The sequence below is a fragment of the Idiomarina aquatica genome (genome assembly GCF_004362895.1).
Taxonomy (GTDB): Bacteria; Pseudomonadota; Gammaproteobacteria; order Enterobacterales; family Alteromonadaceae; genus Idiomarina.
This window is the reverse complement of sequence record NZ_SNXI01000012.1, coordinates 1-19151: the sequence shown is the minus strand read 5'-3', so window position 1 is coordinate 19151 and position 19151 is coordinate 1. Positions and strand designations below refer to the sequence as shown.

Genomic DNA, 19151 nt, shown 5'->3' with positions numbered 1-19151 from the left:
CACCTCGCAACGACGCAGAAGTGTCACAGTGAGAATGGTTGCTTAGCTCAGTTGGGAGAGCATCGCCCTTACAAGGCGAGGGTCACTGGTTCGAGCCCAGTAGCAACCACCACTCTCTTCTATCCCCTTCGTTGTAACCTTTGAGTGGTTGCTTAGCTCAGTTGGGAGAGCATCGCCCTTACAAGGCGAGGGTCACTGGTTCGAGCCCAGTAGCAACCACCATTTCTTTTTTTATCCCAGTTTTTCAATTAAAAAATCTAACAATACCCTGACCTTTGGTATTTGCTGCCGGCTTTCCGGATATAGCGCCCAAATTCCGTCATCGTCCTGTCGATAAGCTGCCAGCACTTCTTCAAGCTCGCCCTTGGCAAGCGCTTCGCTAACATAGTAATCCGGTAACATCGCCAGCCCCAGGCCTCTGATTGCGGCATCTCGTAATGCCAGGCCATTATTACAATGAATAAAACTTTCCGGTACCAGCGACTGAGTTTTGCCCTGTTGTTGAAAGCGCCACTGCCGCACAGTTCCGGTAAAGCAGCGGTGTTGTGCTAAATCGTCGATAGTTTGCGGCTGGCCATAGCGTCTAAAATAGTGTGGCGAACCAACGATATAATGGCGCCGGCTGCCCAGTCTACGCGCACGCAAACGTGGGTTACCCAAATGCCCCAGTCGTATTGCTAAATCATAACTGCCCTCGATCAAATCTAAGGTGTCGTTAGTTAAATTAAGATCCAGGCGCAGGTCATCGTAGCGTTGTAAAAATTGATTAAGTAACGGCGCGATAATTTGCTCGCCATAGTACACCGGTGCGGTTACCCGAATCAGACCCTGTGGTTGTTCATTACGTTGCTGAATGAGCTGATTAGCTTCGCGCAGTGACGCAACCAGATGCTGGCAATGGGGTAAATACAACTTTCCCTCTCCGGTTAAACTGACACTGCGGGTTGAACGGTACAGCAGCTGCATTTTTAATCGGCTCTCTAATGCTGCGACATTACGACTGACTTGTGCCACCGACATATCCAGCCGCTCAGCTGCGGCAGAAAAGCTATTAGTTTCTGCCGTCGCGACAAATTCACTGATCCCCTGCCACTCTTTCATTATCCCTCTTGATTATTTCATTAATGCAAAAGTAATTTGTATAAACCCAGATTACCTTTAAATGAGAAAAAGTTAAACTTTCGCTATCATTACACGTATTAGACATTATTGATTAAACAAACGGAGTCATCATGGAAACGATTAAGTCTCGCGCAATGGTAGCCTGGGGTCCAGGCGAACCTTTAAAAGAAGAAATTATTGATGTTGCACCACCTAAAAAAGGTGAGGTGCGCGTACGTATCGTGGCTACCGGTGTATGCCATACCGATGCTTACACACTGTCCGGTAAAGATCCCGAAGGTATCTTCCCATCAGTGCTGGGTCATGAGGGCGGTGGTATTGTCGAAGCGGTCGGTGAAGGGGTCACCTCGTTGGAGGTTGGCGATCACGTGATACCACTCTACACCGCCGAATGTGGTGAGTGTAAATTCTGCACATCGGGTAAAACCAATTTATGCCAAGCCGTTCGTGCAACTCAAGGCAAAGGCTTGATGCCTGATGGTACCAGCCGCTTCTCTAAAGACGGTGAAACAATTTATCATTACATGGGCACCTCGACCTTCTCTGAATACACGGTGCTGCCGGAGATTTCTTTGGCAAAAATTCCTAAAGAAGCGCCGCTTGAAAAAGTCTGTTTGCTGGGTTGTGGCGTGACCACAGGCATGGGCGCGGTTAAAAACACCGCTAAAGTAAACGAAGGCGATACCGTTGCGGTATTTGGACTCGGCGGTATTGGTCTGGCGGTCATCATTGGTGCCGTACAAGCCAAGGCGTCACGCATTATTGCGGTGGACGTTAACGAAGATAAATTCGAAATCGCTAAAGAATTGGGCGCCACTGATTTTGTTAACCCGAGCAAACACGACAAGCCCATCCAGGAAGTCATTGTCGATATGACCGACGGCGGTGTCGACTTCTCATTTGAATGCATCGGTAATGTTGATGTTATGCGTGCTGCACTCGAGTGTTGCCATAAGGGCTGGGGCGAATCCGTTATCATCGGTGTCGCCGGTGCCGGCGAAGAAATCAGCACTCGACCGTTCCAGCTGGTAACCGGACGTGTATGGCGTGGCAGCGCCTTTGGCGGCGTTAAAGGCCGTACCGAACTGCCGGACTACGTAAAACAATACATGGACGGTAAGTTCGACCTGGATACCTTTATCACGCATACCATGCCATTAGAGGACATCAATAAGGCATTTGATTTGATGCACGAAGGTAAATCGATACGTTCCGTGATTCATTATTAATCCGCTAACAACGGAGCCGAACATGAAAAAGATAAGTGAAGTTCGCAGTTTTGGCGGTCGCCAACTGCGTTACGAACACGACTCAAAAGTACTGAACTGCGTTATGCAGTTCAGTGTTTTTCTACCCCAGGCGGCAGCAAAGCAATCAGTACCTGCGGTCTATTTTTTGTCCGGGCTAACTTGCACCGATGAAAACTTTTCTACTAAAGCAGGCGCACAGCGCGTAGCAAATGAATTAGGTCTGGCACTAGTAATACCCGATACCAGCCCGCGCGGTGACGATGTTCCCGATGATCCCGAAGGTGCCTACGATTTTGGTAAAGGCGCCGGCTTTTACCTGAATGCAACGCAAAGCCCCTGGTCAACTCACTATCACATGTATGATTACATCGTTGACGAGTTACCCGCTCTGGTCGAGCAGGAATTACCGCTAACCGCGCAACGCGCTATTGCCGGTCACTCGATGGGCGGCCATGGTGCGTTGGTCATTGGCCTCCGCAACCCTGAACGTTACACCAGTATTTCGGCGTTTTCACCGATCACAAACCCGACCGATTGTCCGTGGGGGCACAAAGCCTTTTCTAACTATTTGGGTGATGATAAAGACAGCTGGAAACAGTACGATGCGGTAGAAATTATCAACGCTAATGGTCAGTCATTACCGATTCGCGTTGATCAGGGCTTAGCTGATGGCTTCTTAGAAGAGCAGTTAAAACCCGAGGCTTTAAAATCGGCAATTACTGCGGCTAACGGTGATGGCGAAGTGCATTTGCATGAAGGCTATGATCATAGCTACTACTTTATCGCTAGTTTTATCGAAGCGCAGCTGCGTTTTCACGCCAAGCACCTTAACTAGCCAACTGTCGTTACTTTTGTCAGTAACTTTTGGCGTCTTTTTCAGGCGCTTCACGAGTAGCCAGGTGGTTACGGTAGAAGCGCCAGTGACGCGACTTAACCAAATACCATAAGGTAATAAACCAGCCCATAACAATGGCAGCGCGGCCAAACGAAAAGTGCCCCTGATGTTCAATAAACAGCCAGAAGATCAGGAATGCATCGAGAAACAGCGAGAATAACAGCAACGGCTGCGCAATCACCATCATCCGATTGCCCAGGTTACGATCATCTTCTGCTGCGAAGGTCGAGCTCAATAAGACAATTAACGAGGGTAAACCGACCAGCAACATCAAACCAAACTGCTCGGTATTACTGTAAAAAAGGTTAAGCAGGCGGGTGCGATCTTCCGAGAATGTCAGCGACACAATGCCGGCAAGGTAACCGCGCATCTGAAAGAAGATAACCAGCATTAAAGCGAGCGGGACACTTGCCCGCCCCTCTTTATCCAGATAACGCACTTTCTCCACGAACGCTGTTGCGCTGCCAGATTTTTTCATGGAAATAATAACCTACTGTATTTGCTAACGGTTCAATTAAAGCAATTGCGCCACCTAAAACCATGTCTCCCGTCATCAACCAGACAACGCCGAACGCGATGGTAAAGTGCATAAGCGCAAAAGAAAATGTTTTTTTCATGGTTCTGTTCCCTCTTCAGATACCTGTCTAGGGAACAGTATTAACGATTAATATTTGCTTATCTAATTAGTATTTTAGATTAACCTATTCGATACGCTAAACGGCGCGCTTTAACTGCTCACGCAGTTTAGCGACATCGTCACGCAGCTGTGCGGCTTTTTCGAATTCTAAATTCTGTGCGGCCTCGTACATGGCTTTTTCTTTGCTTTCCAGCTCTTTGGTCAGGGCTTTCACGTCTTTAACTACAGTAACCCGCGGATCATAACCCGCTGCGACCTCGGCAATTGCATCCGCTGATTTAGATTTACGCGCAGGCCCCTGGCCTAAATCCATCACATCGGTAATCGATTTATTCAGCCCTTTCGGCGTAATGCCATGCTCTTTGTTAAAGGCAATTTGCTTTTCGCGGCGCCGATCGGTTTCGTCAATCGCCCGTTGCATCGAGCCAGTAATACGGTCAGCATATAAAATAGCTTGTCCGTTAACGTTACGCGCGGCGCGGCCAATAGTCTGTATCAACGAGCGGTCAGAGCGCAAGAAGCCTTCTTTGTCCGCGTCCAGTATCGCCACCAGAGACACCTCCGGCATATCCAGGCCCTCACGCAGTAAGTTGATGCCAACCAGCACGTCAAACTTACCTAAGCGCAAATCACGAATAATCTCCATTCGCTCAACGGTATCAATATCCGAGTGTAAATAGCGGACTTTTAGGCCATGTTCGTCCAGGTAGTCACTTAAGTCTTCCGCCATTTTCTTAGTCAGTGTGGTGGCCAGTACCCGCTCACCCTTTTCAACACGAATGCGCACTTCTGACATCAGGTCATCAACCTGTGTTGCCACCGGCCTAACCTCAATGGTTGGGTCAACCAAACCTGTGGGCCTGACCACTTGCTCGATAACCTCACCGCTGCTGCGTTCGAGCTCATACTTGCCGGGAGTTGCCGACACGTACAACGTTTGTGGTGCAATCGCCTCAAACTCATCGAACTTTAACGGTCGGTTATCTAACGCCGAAGGCAGTCGAAAACCATACTCGACCAAATTCTCTTTACGCGAACGGTCGCCTTTATACATGGCACCAACCTGCGATACCGTCACGTGCGACTCATCAATAACCAGTAACGCATCGTCCGGTAAATAATCCATCAACGTTGGTGGTGGCTCGCCCGGTGCGCGCCGTGACAGATAGCGCGAGTAGTTTTCAATGCCCGAGCAGTAACCTAATTCCAGCATCATTTCGATATCAAACTGAGTACGCTGGGCAATACGTTGTTCTTCGATCAGCTTGTTTTGCTTAAGCAGAATATCGCGGCGGTCTTTTAATTCTTCCTTGATGTGTTCAATCGCGTCCAGCAACACTTCCCGCGGCGTAACATAGTGTGTTTTTGGGTAAATCGTCGTACGAGCCACGTCGGCATCCGTTACCTTGCCGGTTAACGGCTCAAAATAACTGATACGATCGATTTCGTTATCAAATAACTCAACCCGCACCGCCATGGCTTCAGATTCAGCCGGGAAAATATCGATAACTTCGCCGCGCACGCGGTAAGTCGCCCGTTCAAACGCCGCATCATTACGTTTATATTGTAACTGCGCAAGACGCCGTAAGATGTCGCGCTGGTCGATAATATCGCCCCGACGCAGGTGCAACATCATTTTCATATAGGATTCAGGATCACCAAGACCGTAAATTGCTGATACTGACGCCACCAATACCACGTCACGACGTTCCATCAGTGCTTTAGTCGCTGATAACCGCATTTGTTCGATATGATCGTTGATGGAAGCATCTTTTTCGATAAATGTATCGGTGGTCGGTACGTAGGCTTCGGGCTGGTAATAGTCGTAGTACGAGACGAAGTATTCCACCGAGTTATTCGGAAAATACTCTTTCATTTCGCCATAGAGCTGCGCTGCCAGCGTTTTGTTGTGCGCCAGAATTAAGGTCGGTCGCTGTGATTTCGCAATCACGTTAGCCATGGTAAACGTTTTACCTGACCCCGTAACACCCAACAACGTTTGATGAGCTAAGCCGGCATCCAGGTTATCTAATATTTTTTCGATCGCCGCTGGCTGATCACCGGCCGGCTGATACTTCGAAACAAGTTCAAACGCCTTGCTCATCGAACCTCCTTAACTCACGCGAGAACCAAAAATAGGCAATTGCCGCGGTAATAAAATTGGCAACCACGCCGCCAATAAACAGCCCGGTTAAATCCGCCATCAAACTGCCTAAGTAAGACAAGGGTACGAAAAATACAAACAAGCGGATGATGCTGAGCCATAACGCATGCATCGGCTGATGGATAGCGTTAAAGCTGGAGTTACTCAAAATAATCCACCCCTGTAGCCCATAACCCAGCGGCATAATGTAGATAAACAGCTCAACAATTTCTGCAACCTTTTCCTCTTCAGCAAATGCAGAAGCTATCCACGGAGCAGTTAATACCATCAATAGGTAGATGCCCGCCTGAATAATTAATACCGCCTTTAACGCGGTATTGTAGGCATAACGCACGCGCTGGATTTTGTCGGCACCAAAATTCTGGCTAATCAACGGCGGTAGCGACATCGATAACGCCAGAATAATAATACTCGCCAACGATTCCAGCCGCGTGCCGACCCCGAAGGCGGCGACTGCGGGCGCACCGTAAGCGGCGATAATCGCTGTCATCACCGACATGGCTAGTGGCGTTAACATGTTGGCGCCTGCCGCCGGCGTGCCTATTTTTAATACTTCACGGGACGACTTTACCCAGGCTTTTGCGAAGCCGAGTCCATTGGCGGGCCTGAACGACACCAGTTGTTTACGCTTTAATAACCAGAAAATCAGGATCAGGCCACTCGCCCACGAAATAACGCTGGCCAATGCCGCGCCCTCGACCCCCATCGCAGGAATCGGGCCCCAGCCAAAAATTAAAATGGGATCAAAAATCGCGTTAGCCAAGCCCCCGGACGCCATAATAATGGAGGGCGTACGGGTATCGCCTGAAGCTCGCAGAACGGCATTGCCGACCATGGGTGTAACCAGCATCACACAACCGGCGAACCACAATGTCATGTACTCGCGGATTAACGGCAGTAATCGGTCGTGTGCCTGCAACAGCAGGAAAATAGGGTCCATCAACAAGTAGCCGATCAATGCCAACACTAACACCAGCAAAGCCGACACGGATAATGCCCCAAAGGCATCAAAATGCGCTTCTTCCGGCCTGTCGCTGCCGTACTTTCGGGCAATCACAGCGGATGTTCCTATGCCCAGGCCAATGGTTAGCGAGACTACCGTAAAGGTTACAGGAAACGTGAAGCTTACCGCCGCCAGTGGATCGGTGCCCAGCAGACTGATAAAGAAGGTATCGACCACGTTAAAGCTAATCAGCGTGGCAACGCCGAAGATAACAGGCCATGTCATTTCCCACAGGGTTTTACCAACCGGCGCATGAATCAAACTGCGTGAAGCGTCGGCTGATGACATGGATACCTCCTCTTAAATAAAGAGGGTTAGTGTACCGCATTAGCCCCTGGCTTGGCTATTGAGGCGTTAACTCAAATAGACTTTCCGGCGCTGCATCCGTATCATAAACAGCTATTATAAACCGACACTAAATAAGGGATTTGCCGTGGACTATCAACTGTCGGATCGCGTCAATTCGATCCAACCCTCGCCTACGCTGGCGGTAACGCAAAAGGCCAATGAACTGAAACAGCAAGGCCATGACGTCATTGGTTTGGGTGTTGGTGAGCCTGACTTTGATACGCCGCAATTTATCAAAGATGCTGCGATTAAAGCGATTAATGAGGGGCATACCAAATATACCGCTGTCGATGGCATCGCTGAACTTAAACAAGCAGTTATTGCTAAATTCAAGCGCGATAACCAACTCGACTATCAAGCCGATGAAATTATTGTTTCGGCAGGTGGCAAACACAGTATCTTTAACTTGCTAAGTGCTTGGCTTAACCCGGGCGACGATGTCATCATTCCGGCACCTTATTGGGTATCCTACCCGGATATGACCAAGTTAGTCGGCGCCAATCCCATTATTGTCAGTGCAGGCATCGATCAGCGTTTTAAAATTACTGCAGAGCAATTGCGTAAGGCGATAACACCAAAAACCCGATTGATGTTTATTAACAGCCCGTCCAACCCCAGCGGCACCGCATATACCGCTGAAGAGTTAAGCGCGCTGGCCGAGGTGCTACGTGACTACCCGAATGTATTGATCGCGACCGATGACATGTATGAGCATATTCTTTGGCCGGGTAAAGCATTTGCTAACCTGGCCATGGTAGCGCCTGATCTTAAAGATCGTATTGTTATCCTATCCGGTGTCTCTAAAGCATACGCCATGACAGGCTGGCGTATTGGTTACGCTGCAGGACCTAAAACAATTATTGCAGCAATGAAAAAAATTCAGTCACAAAGTACCTCCAATCCGGCCAGTATTAGTCAGTATGCTGCCGCCGCAGCTCTCGATGGTGATCAGTCCTGCATTGATACCATGATTACTGAGTTCAAAAAGCGCCATGACTATCTTGTTGATGCGCTGAATGCCATTGACGGTATTGAGTGTGTCGCTGGTGACGGGACATTTTATGCATTCGCACATATTGATGTTTTAATGCAAAAAGCCGGCGTTAGCACTGATGTTGAGTTGTGCGAGAAATTATTAACAGAAGCGAAGGTGGCGTTAGTACCTGGATCAGCCTTTGGCGCAGACGGCTACTGCCGTTTATCATTTGCAACTAGCATGGATGTATTACAACAAGCGATAAAACGCATCAGCGAATTCGCTGCATCACAGCACTAGCAAACGGTAGAAAAGTTGAGAAAATAACGATAGCGGGCTTGTTTTGTCATCAACAGCCCGCTTTTTTATTGTTGATTGATCATTAAAGCTCAAATCCAATGCTTTTACCCACTTTTTGTTCGCGACATTTTTATTACAAATCGAAACAGATCAACTGCTCCTAACACCGATCCCTTGGCTACGCAATACTTTATCGACAGATAACATGAGTGCAAAAAACGCGCCTATAAACCCACCAATTCTGCTAAGAAATACACAAGTTGCTGAAACTTCATGCAAACTTGGCTGAATTGCTCTACTGTCAACCCCGGCAAAGTCATTTATTTTATAAATTATTGATTTTATTAATTATTTTTTAAATTAGCCAAATTATAACCAATAGCAAATTAACCCGCAAAACCGCACCATTAAGGCAATTGCACAGACTTAAACACAGGGTTATCCACAGATTCCGTGGATAAGATCGTGTAGGCTTTAACAGACAAAGGATGTAGCCGACTGTGGATAATCAGCTAAAACTTTTTGTATATCATTTGATATAAATACAATTATGACAAGTTATTGACATTGTCTGTGATACGGAGTAGCGACCTATTAGCCTGACAAGTCACTAAAATAAACAAGTAGATAGCAACCGCACTGGCCGATGTTTCGACAAAATGGATAAATTATCAGCGATTAAACCTGCAAGCTAAAAAAATCCGAGCCTAACAGTTGACACCCCCGCCCAACCTCTTTAATATTCGCGGTCGTTAAGCGCTGTTCCCCAGTAGCTCAGTTGGTTAGAGCGGTGGACTGTTAATCCATGTGTCGTTGGTTCGAATCCAACCTGGGGAGCCAACTAACGCTTAACAGCATACAACCTCAATTCCCCAGTAGCTCAGTTGGTTAGAGCGGTGGACTGTTAATCCATGTGTCGTTGGTTCGAATCCAACCTGGGGAGCCATTCCAAAGGCTGTTCCTTAATTCATCTTTTGTTTGTCTGCAACCGTCCACTAACCATTGTGCTATTGGCTCTGCCGCGTTTGACCAACGTAATGGCGCCGGCCGTTCGCCACTCAATCCATTAGCTAACCAATACCCAATGTCGTGTTCATTTATCGATGGTAATACCGCTGCACGCTGTTCCTGAGCTAATAATTTTGCATTCCAGTGTTGTTCGAACTGTCCGGCTAACGGTTTTACCGCCAGGTGCTTGGCCTGATTCAATGCCTCGCAGGTGGTCTCGAACCCGGCATTAGCGATAACGCCGTCCGCCAGCGCCAACTGCTCAGCGAATGCATGACGGGACGGTGGTAACCCCAAAACATGATCGCTGGCAAAATACTTAGCACGATTAATAGCAGGATGGAAAATGGTGAAAGAGAACCCGCTAAAGGGTAATAACGCATCAACAATGTTGTATAGGTTCTCAAATGGCAGGTATACCAACACCTGTTTCGACGACAGTGCGCCAACCTGGTGCTCTCTGACAACCGGCGGCAGGCAACCCGACAGGGGTTGCCAATGCATACCCAGCCACTCGTCGGCAGGGGCAAAACGGTCAATAATAAATCGCTGCCAACGTGATAGCCTGGAATAAAGCGCGGCATCTTTAAACGCATATTGTCGGCCAATGCCGATACAGCGCTTACCAGCAAGCTTAGCCGCCCAGGCAGTTACTGGCTCGAAATCGGAAACCACCAGGTCATAACCGCTCACATCTAACTCCCGTACTTCACGCACGAAGCCAGGCAACGAGTTTTTGGCTAATGTTTTGATTGGCCGGACGCGACCGTTTTCGGTGATAAATGTAAGCCCCGATTTGGTTTGATAGTTGCCAAAGACAGCCGTATCAAAAAGTTGGTTCGGGCGACGCCCGGAAATAACATAGTCTACCTGTACCGGTAGCTTAGCCAGTTCACTGGCTATACGGTAACAGCGACTCAAATGCCCGTTACCGGTGCCCTGAATGCCAAAAAGAATTCGCATGCACCATCCTCTGTACGGTTAGATTAAATAACAATAAACAGCACTAATTCAGCTAGCGCCATGCCAAGGCATGCGCCGGCAATAACATCAGTAGGGTAATGAACACCTATCGCCACGCGAGAAATACCAACGCCACAGGCCCAGAGCCACAACACAATGTTTAACGAGGGAAAATAGAAAATTGAAATCGCGGCAAATAAATATGCGGCACAGGTATGGCCGGAAGGAAAGCTAAACTTGTCGTGAGCTTTTAATAACGCATCGATGGTAACCCAGGAGCCACTGGGCCGGTCACGCCTAAAACTATTTTTTAAAATCCAATATACCGGCCGTTCGATAGCAAAAGCCAGCGCCAGCGTGTAAAAGTAACTCCATGGTAACCCCAGGCTAAAGGTCGCTACCAGAGCGGTTAATGCATACCAGTAGCCATCACCGGATGCGGACACTAACCGCATGGCCAGTGCGAATAGTGGTCTGGTTCGCCATCTTGACAAGCGTCGATAGAGTTGCCGATCCCACTGTGTAAGCCGCTGCTGAAAGGCCAAAAGCATCCCTTGATCCTTGCGCTGATTGCATGCCCGCTTAGCTACTATGGCCAACTGATATTGCAGTCGCGCGACAGTTAATTGACAAAATGGTGACAAATCCTCGTAATTAGCCGTAAAAATCTACAAACCCCTACCCTCTGTCTGTTGTTTATCGATGCTAAAACACCGATAATACGCACTGCTTTTTTAACGCACGGAAGGAGCCATGACGGACTATTTACTGCTGTTGGTCGGTACCGTACTTGTCAATAACTTCGTCTTAGTGAAGTTTCTGGGCTTGTGCCCGTTTATGGGCGTGTCTAACAAACTAGACACCGCTATTGGCATGTCTGCGGCAACCACTTTTGTGCTGACGCTGGCATCCGTGTGTAGTTATTTGGTCAACCAGTATCTGCTGGAACCGCTGGGACTGATGGCATTGCAGACCCTGAGTTTTATTTTAGTCATTGCTGTGGTGGTGCAATTTACCGAGATGGTGGTGCACAAAACCAGCCCCACGCTTTATCGTCTGCTGGGTATTTTTCTGCCCTTGATTACCACCAACTGCGCAGTACTCGGTGTGGCGTTGCTTAACATCAACGAGCAACATAATTTTGTTCAGTCTATTGTGTATGGGTTTGGTGCCGCGCTCGGTTTTTCATTGGTATTAATTTTATTTTCTGCCCTGCGCGAACGACTTGCCGCAGCCGACGTACCACAGGTGTTTAAAGGCTCAGCCATTGCGATGGTTACCGCGGGACTGATGTCGTTGGCGTTTATGGGCTTTAGCGGTTTGGTGACAAGTTAATGAGTATTGTTGTTGGACTTATTGCCATTGGGGTTTTAGCGCTGATTTTTGGCGTTATTCTCGGCTTTGCAGCGGTCAAGTTTAAGGTCGAAAGTGATCCCATTGTCGAGCAAATCGATGAAATTTTACCGCAAACACAATGCGGTCAATGTGGTTACCCCGGTTGCCGCCCTTATGCTGAAGCTATCGCTAATGGTGATGAAATTAATAAATGCCCACCGGGCGGTGAAGCTACCATTAAACAGCTTGCTGATCTGATGGGGGTTGAAGCAAAACCTTTAGACTCAGCTCATGGCGAAGAAGACGTTAAAAAAGTCGCGATAATTCGCGAAGACGAATGCATTGGTTGTACCAAGTGTATTCAGGCATGTCCGGTCGATGCGATACTCGGTGCGGCAAAACAAATGCACACAGTGATTGAGCACGAATGCACCGGCTGTGACCTATGCGTTGAGCCATGCCCCGTCGACTGCATTGACATGGTGCCGGTTAAAGCCAAACCAGAAACCTGGCAATGGGATTTAACCAGTATCAAACAAAATGTCGCTCAGGCGAAAAATATTTCGTCTGCTGACACTATTCCGATCAAGGTGGTGGAATAAATGCGGGATATTAAGTCATTTGTCGACGCAGGCGTCATCGGCCACTTCCCCGGCGGAATTCATCCGCCGGAACGTAAGTCGCCGGCAAACACGGTGGCGCTGCGCCGCCCTCCACTGCCGTCGGAACTGATTCTGCCATTACGACAGCACATAGGACCGTCCGGACAATGTACGGTCGAAGTTGGCGATAAAGTCTTAAAAGGGCAACAACTTACCGAAGCTCAACTAAGCCAGGGTCTGCCTTTGCATGCCCCAACGTCCGGCACCGTCAGTGCCATAGAAGAACGACCGATGGCACATGCATCAGGCTTGCCTGAGTTAGCCATTGTCATCCAGCCCGATGGCGAGGATCGCTGGATAACACGTCAGCCCTTGCCTAACTATCGCGACTGTGACCGTGCAACGCTGATAGAAACGATTCAAAAAGCAGGTATTGCCGGGCTCGGCGGCGCAGGCTTCCCTACAGCACAAAAGCTTGCTTCACAAAAACCGATACAATACCTGATCATTAACGGCGTAGAATGCGAACCCTATATTTGTGCAGACGACCGTTTAATGCGTGAACATGCCATCGACATTGTAGCCGGTATTGAAATCCTGCAGTTTATTAGTAATGCCGGGCAGGTATTATTAGCGATTGAAGATAACAAGCCGGAAGCGATAGCTGCGATGCGGGAAGCCATTGACGGCTCAGACAGCATTAAACTGCGGGTCATACCCACTAAATATCCATCCGGCGGCGAAAAACAACTGATTGAATTGCTAACCGGGCAACAGGTGCCACAAGGGCAACTACCGCTGGATATCGGCTTATTAATGCAAAATACCGGCACCGCGTATGCCGTTAAACGCGCGGTAATTGATGGCGAGCCGTTATTAGAGCGCGTGGTGACGCTAACCGGAGACCTCATGTCACAGCCCGGCAATGTCTGGGCTTTATTAGGTACCCCCATCGCTCACCTGTTAGCTGAAGGCGGCTTTAACGCAGATGGTGACGCGCGCGTTATCATGGGTGGCCCGATGATGGGCTTTACCTTGCCGTTAACCGACGTTCCGGTTATCAAGACCACTAATTGTATTTTAACGCCGAGTTTGCAAGAGCTACCGCCGGCTGCCGACGAAATGGCCTGTATTCGCTGCGGTGCATGCGCTGATGTCTGCCCGGCGACATTACAGCCACAACAGTTGCAATGGTTGGCTAAAGCTAAAGATTACGACGCACTTGAGAGCAACGATTTATTTGATTGTATCGAGTGCGGTGCCTGCGCTTACGTTTGCCCTAGTGAAATTCCGTTAGTGCATTACTATCGCAAGGCCAAAGCAGAGATCCGCAATATCGCTCGCGAAAAAGCTAAAGCCGAATTGGCACGGCAACGTTTTGAACGCCGTCAGGAACGTCTGGAACGCGAAAAACAAGAGCGCTTAGAACGTCACCGCAAGGCCGCCGAGGCGCGCAAAAAAATGCAGCAGGAAAAAGCCGCGACGGAAACCTCAGACGCAGCTTCCGCTGCCAACAAGCCGGCACAGGACAAGTCCAGTGCTGTAGCAGCAGCTATTGCCAGAGCTAAGGCTAAAAAAGCGGCACAGCAAGCGGCCAATAACACCAGTGATGAGGAAAACAGCTAATGACTTTTCGCGTTGCAGCAGCCCCGCACGGGCATAGTCAGCAAAATACCGCGGATATGATGCGCTGGGTTTGCTATGCGTTGATACCGGGCGTGTTGGTGCAAAGTTATTTTTTCGGCGCCGGTGTCTACTTTCAGCTGTTTTTAGCCATTGTTACCGCTTACGCGGCTGAGAGTTTATGTATGCTGGCCCGCAATCGCAATGCGAGATCAGCGTTACGTGATAATACTGCCTTAGTTACTGCGGTGTTGTTGGCAATTTCTATTCCGTCGTTGGCACCCTGGTGGATCATAGTGATCGGCACGGCATTTTCTATTGTCGTGGTTAAACAAATCTATGGCGGTATGGGGCAAAACCTGTTTAATCCGGCAATGGCTGGTTATGTTTTGCTGTTGGTTTCGTTCCCGGTACAAATGACCAACTGGCTGCCTCCATCAACGTTGGCCAACTATGAATTAAGCCTGTGGCAAACCCTGCATACCATATTATTCGAATATACTCCTGCCGGTTACAGCGTCGAACAACTGCGTACAACCGTTGACGGGGTTACCATGGCGACGCCGTTAGACACCATTAAAACCGCGTTGTCGCAAGGTTATACTGTGGCCGAGGCCTACCAGCAACCGGTATTGTCAGCCATTGCCGGTGTCGGCTGGCAATGGGTTAACCTGGCGTTCTTGTTAGGTGGTTTTATTTTATTGCAGCGCCGCATCATTAGCTGGCATATCCCGGTTGGCTTGTTAGCTGGTCTATTAATTCCAGCGTTAGTCGCCAATCTGTTTGCTCCGTCAGTTATGCCGGGACCGGTATTTCACGCACTCAGCGGCGCCACCATGCTCGGGGCTTTCTTTATTGCCACCGATCCGGTCTCTGCTGCAACATCGCCCCGAGGCCGGTTGATATTCGGTTTGCTTATTGGTTTTCTGGTATGGGTGATTCGTAGCTGGGGCGGCTATCCCGATGCCGTCGCCTTCGCGGTGCTACTGGCTAACTTGAGCGTACCATTAATCGATCGCTATACACGCCCTAGCGTTTATGGCCATTCGCGCAGTCACGGAGGTGGTGATGGCCAATAAAAGTATGCAGAAAAACGGCCTGTTACTGGCATTATTCGCGATTATCGCAACCTTTTTGGTGTTAGCGGTAGAAGCGCTAACCGCCGACCGTATTAAACAACAGTTGCGTGAACAGACGCTGCGTAGCCTTAACGAAATCGTAGCGCCGGAATTGCATGACAACGACCTGTATCAGTCTTGTCGTTTGCTACAGGCCGACGCTTTGGGCAGTAGCCAGCCGCAGCCACTGTATCGCGCTTTTGTTAATCAACAGCCCAGTGCGCTTGCCGCAGAAATCGTAGCTCCCAATGGTTATTCGGGTGCGATCCGACTGTTAGTTGCGATTAAGCCTGACGGCGAAGTGCTCGGTGTGCGGACACTCGAGCACAAAGAAACACCGGGCTTAGGTGACAAAATAGAAACCAACAAAAGCGACTGGATATATTCTTTTGCCGGCAAAGTAGTCCGCTCCGAAGAAGATGACCGCTGGGCGGTGCAACGCGACGGCGGTATGTTTGATCAATTTACCGGCGCTACCATCACTCCCCGGGCAGTGGTGCAGGCAGTAAAACGCGCCACGCTGTATTTAAACGAGCACAGCGAACGTCTGTTTACCCAAGCGTTGCCGCAGTGCCAGGCCACTGCCGAAAATAATGCGACGGAGGCTAATTATGAGTGAATTTAAAGAACTCACGCGCCAGGGACTATGGGAAAATAACCCGGCATTAGTACAACTGTTGGGACTCTGTCCGCTATTGGCGGTAACTGCCTCAGTTACCAATGCGCTGGGCCTGGGTCTGGCTACATTATTTGTGCTGATGGGCTCTAACATTACCGTGTCACTGGTCAGACAATGGGTGCCGTCAGAAATACGTATTCCCGTGTTTGTCATGGTAATAGCGACCTTTGTAACCATTATTCAATTACTCATGAACGCCTACGTCTATGAGCTATACCAATCACTCGGCATTTTTATTCCGTTAATTGTAACTAACTGCGCCATCATTGGCCGCGCCGAGGCGTACGCCTCTAAAAACCCCTGGCAGAAGGCCGCCTTTGATGGCTTTATGATGGGCTTAGGCTTTGCCTTGGTGTTAGTACTGCTGGGCGGTATGCGCGAGGTTATCGGTAACGGCACACTGTTCGACGGCGCCGAGTTACTATTGGGTGACTGGGCCGCACAGTTACGGATTGAGTTATTCGAGGTCAATTACCCGTTGTTACTTGCCATTTTGCCTCCCGGTGCCTTTATTGGCTTAGGTTTTATTATCGCCGGCAAAAACTGGATTGATGCTAAACGCGCAGCCAAGGCAGAAAAAGTCGAAAAAACAGTAACGCGCGCACGCGTCACTGCCGAATCCTAACCAATTAGCATAGTTAACGATGAATAAAGAAAAACGTTACCAAATACTCAGCCGATTACGCCAACACAATCCAAATCCCACCACCGAGTTGGAGTACGGCAGTCCGTTTCAGTTATTGATCGCGGTACTGCTGTCGGCACAAGCGACCGACGTCGGCGTAAACAAAGCCACGCGTAAGTTATTCCCGGCAGCACCAACAGCCGAAAAAATGCTGGCATTGGGCGTTGATGGTATCAAGGACTACATTAAAACCATCGGGCTATTTAACTCCAAAGCAGAAAACGCCTATAAAACCTGCAAAATTCTGGTAGAGAACTATGCCGGCGAAGTACCGCAAGATCGCGCTGCATTAGAAGCGCTGCCCGGGGTCGGCCGCAAAACCGCCAACGTGGTATTAAATACCGCTTTTGGCTGGCCGACTATTGCCGTCGACACGCATATATTCCGGGTTTCGAACCGAACAAAGCTGGCACCGGGAAAGAACGTTAAAGAAGTCGAGGAAAAGCTCATTAAGGTGGTGCCAAAAGAATTTAAAGTCGATGTACACCACTGGCTTATCCTACATGGACGTTATACCTGTGTCGCACGAAAGCCGCGTTGCGGCTCTTGTGTTATCGAAGACTTGTGTGAGTTTAAAGACAAAACCAGCGACTAGAGCTGAATACCCGACGGCTTGGATAAACGCACCACGACGCGGCGGTTTTTAGCACGATCAAGTTCGTTAGCGTTGCCGGCAATCGGGCGATCTTCGCCATGACCCACGGTTTCGATACGATCTTCGGTAATACCGCGTTCGACAAAAAAGTTTTTAATCTCGTCAGCGCGTTGTTCCGATAATTGCTGGTTGGGTTCGCGGGCACCCAACGCATCGGTATAGGCGTTAACCAACACCAATTCGAGATCGCTGTCTACTGCCAGATACTGGCTAATTTGTTCCAGTTTACGCTGCGACGCAGTGGTTAGCTTTTCGCTGTCTGCCTGGTGATTAATGACCGTATAGGCAATGTCGTCAAAACTAAACGGCAGCAACGCATTCACACAACCACGGAAGGCATCGTAAGCGGAGCGAAAGTTAACCGATGATAGCGCCACCGCTACCGTGTCCGTTGCGTTATACCAGTCTTGATAATAAAAGGTAGGGTAACGGCCTTTTTCAAGTTCGCCTAACAACCGCCACGCCATCTGTTTTTGCAGCTCGCCGTCGAATTGCTTATAAAATTGCATATCGCCCAGTGCGTATGTAGCCTGGCCTGGTTGCCAGCGGGGCGCTACCGATTCAATTTTGGCCACGCCGTAGCCGTCGGGTAATTGGTGCATGTCTAATTGCATGCGGAGGTTGAGCTCTTTACTCGCCTCGCTATGGAACTCGACCTTGCCGTAGCGCGGAATGGTATGTTCAAGACCACATTCCAGCCGCGAATTTTCTGCCAGGTGCCACATTGAATTGTCTAGATTGGCACTGTAATGACGCACTGAGTTAGCCTCAACTGCCGGGCTAAGTGCACTAACAGCAATACCCAACAACGCGCTGGTAATTAAGGTCAGCTTGAATCGCTGACTCACCTGTTGGTGTGTATCGATAGGCATAACTTCCCCTAAGTGGCTGCTAAGAACAACGTTGTACGCTTAATCTATCGGCATTTTTATTGAATCCTTTAGCGCTTAAGGCGACAACCGGCAGTGATTTTTGGCATACTGTAGCTTAATTCAGGAAAACGTTATGGAGTACCCATGGCTGACTCGAGCGAGTCTTTAATGAAACAGCGTTTTCGTGGCTATTTGCCCGTTGTCATAGACGTTGAAACCGGTGGTTTTGATGCTAACCGCGATGCCCTGTTAGAAATTGCAGCTGTGCTGGTGGATTTTGATGACGACGGCTTGCTCAAGCCCACCGAAACCCTGCATTACCATGTTGAACCTTTCGAGGGTGCCAATATAGAACAGGCGGCGATTGACTTTAATGGTATTGATCCCAGTTCACCGTTGCGCGGCGCCGTAAGTGAAGATGTTGCGCTGAAAGAAATGTTTAAACCCATCCGTAAAGCGCAAAAAGCTGCCGGTTGTCAGCGCAGTGTATTGGTTGGTCACAATGCCAACTTCGACCATAGCTTTATGATGGCCGCAGCCGGGCGTGCACAGCTCAAGCGCAATCCATTTCATCCATTTGTGAGCTTTGATACGACTTCTCTGGCTGCCCTGACCCTGGGTCAAACGGTACTGATTAAAGCCTGTCAGGCCGCTGGTATCGCGTTTGATCAACAACAGGCGCACTCGGCTATATACGATACGGAGCGAACCGCGGAGCTGTTTTGCTGGATGGTTAACGAGTGGCAGGTTTTGGGCGGTTGGCCGCGAAATAAAGAATAGCTGCCCCTAACGAGCAATAAAAAAACGCCGCTGTGACAGCGTAATGCTTGTCAGTTAAGCTAATGGCTAGCGGCTTTATAAGGCGACCGCATCGGATAACGTTGCGGTCGCCTTTTTATTGCACGAGGATAATGCC

Annotated in this window: 18 protein-coding genes, 4 tRNA genes and 1 pseudogene; 15 read left to right on the top strand and 8 right to left on the bottom strand. The window is 49.1% G+C overall.

Annotated features, from left to right (window positions below; genetic code table 11):
- Nucleotides 1-36: 36 nt before the first annotated feature.
- Nucleotides 37-112, top strand: a tRNA-Val gene (locus tag DEU29_RS09235).
- A 34-nt stretch (nt 113-146) separates the two neighbouring features.
- Nucleotides 147-222, top strand: a tRNA-Val gene (locus tag DEU29_RS09230).
- A gap of 9 nt (nt 223-231) precedes the next feature.
- On the opposite strand, the gene DEU29_RS09225 is transcribed toward DEU29_RS09230, so the two are convergent.
- Nucleotides 232-1101, bottom strand: a complete 870-nt coding sequence (locus DEU29_RS09225) for a LysR family transcriptional regulator (protein ID WP_133540077.1) — start codon at nt 1099-1101, stop codon at nt 232-234.
- A 131-nt stretch (nt 1102-1232) separates the two neighbouring features.
- Here DEU29_RS09225 and DEU29_RS09220 point away from each other — a divergent pair, with 131 nt between their 5' ends.
- Both DEU29_RS09220 and fghA read left to right on the top strand, forming a co-directional pair.
- Entirely contained in the window at nt 1233-2351 is a 1119-nt protein-coding gene (locus tag DEU29_RS09220) for an S-(hydroxymethyl)glutathione dehydrogenase/class III alcohol dehydrogenase (RefSeq protein WP_133540076.1), read from the top strand.
- A gap of 22 nt (nt 2352-2373) precedes the next feature.
- The gene (fghA, locus tag DEU29_RS09215) at nt 2374-3207 is read left to right on the top strand and encodes an S-formylglutathione hydrolase (RefSeq protein WP_133540075.1); all 834 of its coding nucleotides are present in this window, start codon (nt 2374-2376) and stop codon (nt 3205-3207) included.
- A gap of 19 nt (nt 3208-3226) precedes the next feature.
- Here fghA and DEU29_RS09210 read toward each other — a convergent pair whose 3' ends face one another.
- The 4 genes from DEU29_RS09210 to DEU29_RS09195 all read right to left on the bottom strand — a co-directional run bounded on the left by DEU29_RS09210 (nt 3227) and on the right by DEU29_RS09195 (nt 7359).
- Nucleotides 3227-3745 (bottom strand): DUF2919 family protein, encoded by a 519-nt coding sequence (locus tag DEU29_RS09210; RefSeq protein ID WP_133540074.1) that lies wholly within the window; start codon nt 3743-3745, stop codon nt 3227-3229.
- Nucleotides 3690-3884, bottom strand: coding sequence for a DUF2061 domain-containing protein (locus DEU29_RS09205; RefSeq protein ID WP_133540073.1), 195 nt, complete (start codon nt 3882-3884; stop codon nt 3690-3692). The genes DEU29_RS09210 and DEU29_RS09205 overlap by 56 nt, the downstream gene beginning before the upstream one ends.
- Before the next feature lie 96 nt (nt 3885-3980).
- Nucleotides 3981-6008 (bottom strand): excinuclease ABC subunit UvrB, encoded by a 2028-nt coding sequence (gene uvrB / locus DEU29_RS09200; protein ID WP_133540072.1) that lies wholly within the window; start codon nt 6006-6008, stop codon nt 3981-3983.
- A complete protein-coding gene (locus DEU29_RS09195) occupies nt 5992-7359 on the bottom strand; it encodes an MATE family efflux transporter (RefSeq protein ID WP_133540071.1) in 1368 nt (455 codons plus the stop codon). The genes uvrB and DEU29_RS09195 overlap by 17 nt, the downstream gene beginning before the upstream one ends.
- Before the next feature lie 145 nt (nt 7360-7504).
- On the opposite strand from DEU29_RS09195, the gene DEU29_RS09190 reads away from it, so the two are divergent.
- The 3 genes from DEU29_RS09190 (at nt 7505) to DEU29_RS09180 (ending at nt 9641) form a co-directional block, all read left to right on the top strand.
- On the top strand, nt 7505-8695 hold the full coding sequence (locus DEU29_RS09190) for a pyridoxal phosphate-dependent aminotransferase (protein WP_133540070.1): 1191 nt from the start codon (nt 7505-7507) through the stop codon (nt 8693-8695).
- Nucleotides 8696-9458: 763 nt separating this feature from the next.
- Nucleotides 9459-9535 (top strand) — tRNA-Asn (locus DEU29_RS09185).
- A 29-nt stretch (nt 9536-9564) separates the two neighbouring features.
- Nucleotides 9565-9641: transfer RNA gene (locus tag DEU29_RS09180), tRNA-Asn, on the top strand.
- Between the two features lie 137 nt (nt 9642-9778).
- Here the strand turns inward: DEU29_RS09180 and DEU29_RS09175 are convergent.
- Both DEU29_RS09175 and DEU29_RS09170 read right to left on the bottom strand, forming a co-directional pair.
- A pseudogene (locus DEU29_RS09175) lies at nt 9779-10666 on the bottom strand (glycosyltransferase family protein); the annotation flags it as partial.
- A gap of 23 nt (nt 10667-10689) precedes the next feature.
- The gene (locus DEU29_RS09170; protein WP_133540069.1) at nt 10690-11217 is read right to left on the bottom strand and encodes a phosphatase PAP2 family protein; all 528 of its coding nucleotides are present in this window, start codon (nt 11215-11217) and stop codon (nt 10690-10692) included.
- 202 nt (nt 11218-11419) lie between these two features.
- On the opposite strand from DEU29_RS09170, the gene rsxA reads away from it, so the two are divergent.
- From rsxA to nth, 7 genes are read left to right on the top strand one after another with little or no spacing between them, the layout of a single operon-like run.
- Nucleotides 11420-12001: an electron transport complex subunit RsxA gene (rsxA, locus tag DEU29_RS09165; protein WP_133540068.1), complete on the top strand. Its 582-nt coding sequence runs from the start codon at nt 11420-11422 to the stop codon at nt 11999-12001.
- Entirely contained in the window at nt 12001-12603 is a 603-nt protein-coding gene (gene rsxB, locus DEU29_RS09160) for an electron transport complex subunit RsxB (RefSeq protein WP_133540067.1), read from the top strand. Before rsxA ends, rsxB begins: the two co-directional genes overlap by 1 nt.
- Nucleotides 12604-14229, top strand: coding sequence for an electron transport complex subunit RsxC (rsxC, locus tag DEU29_RS09155; RefSeq protein WP_133540066.1), 1626 nt, complete (start codon nt 12604-12606; stop codon nt 14227-14229).
- Entirely contained in the window at nt 14229-15305 is a 1077-nt protein-coding gene (rsxD, locus tag DEU29_RS09150) for an electron transport complex subunit RsxD (RefSeq protein ID WP_133540065.1), read from the top strand. The genes rsxC and rsxD overlap by 1 nt, the downstream gene beginning before the upstream one ends.
- Complete coding sequence (gene rsxG / locus DEU29_RS09145) at nt 15295-15963, top strand: electron transport complex subunit RsxG (protein ID WP_133540064.1); 669 nt, start codon at nt 15295-15297, stop codon at nt 15961-15963. Before rsxD ends, rsxG begins: the two co-directional genes overlap by 11 nt.
- Nucleotides 15956-16648: an electron transport complex subunit E gene (locus tag DEU29_RS09140; protein ID WP_133540063.1), complete on the top strand. Its 693-nt coding sequence runs from the start codon at nt 15956-15958 to the stop codon at nt 16646-16648. The genes rsxG and DEU29_RS09140 overlap by 8 nt, the downstream gene beginning before the upstream one ends.
- Before the next feature lie 19 nt (nt 16649-16667).
- A complete protein-coding gene (gene nth, locus DEU29_RS09135; RefSeq protein ID WP_133540062.1) occupies nt 16668-17303 on the top strand; it encodes an endonuclease III in 636 nt (211 codons plus the stop codon).
- On the opposite strand, the gene DEU29_RS09130 is transcribed toward nth, so the two are convergent.
- A complete protein-coding gene (locus tag DEU29_RS09130; protein WP_133540061.1) occupies nt 17300-18235 on the bottom strand; it encodes an OmpA family protein in 936 nt (311 codons plus the stop codon). The two genes, nth and DEU29_RS09130, sit on opposite strands and share 4 nt — an antisense overlap.
- Nucleotides 18236-18379: 144 nt before the next feature.
- Here DEU29_RS09130 and rnt point away from each other — a divergent pair, with 144 nt between their 5' ends.
- A complete protein-coding gene (gene rnt / locus DEU29_RS09125; RefSeq protein ID WP_133540060.1) occupies nt 18380-19015 on the top strand; it encodes a ribonuclease T in 636 nt (211 codons plus the stop codon).
- The last annotated feature ends 136 nt before the right edge of the window (nt 19016-19151 follow it).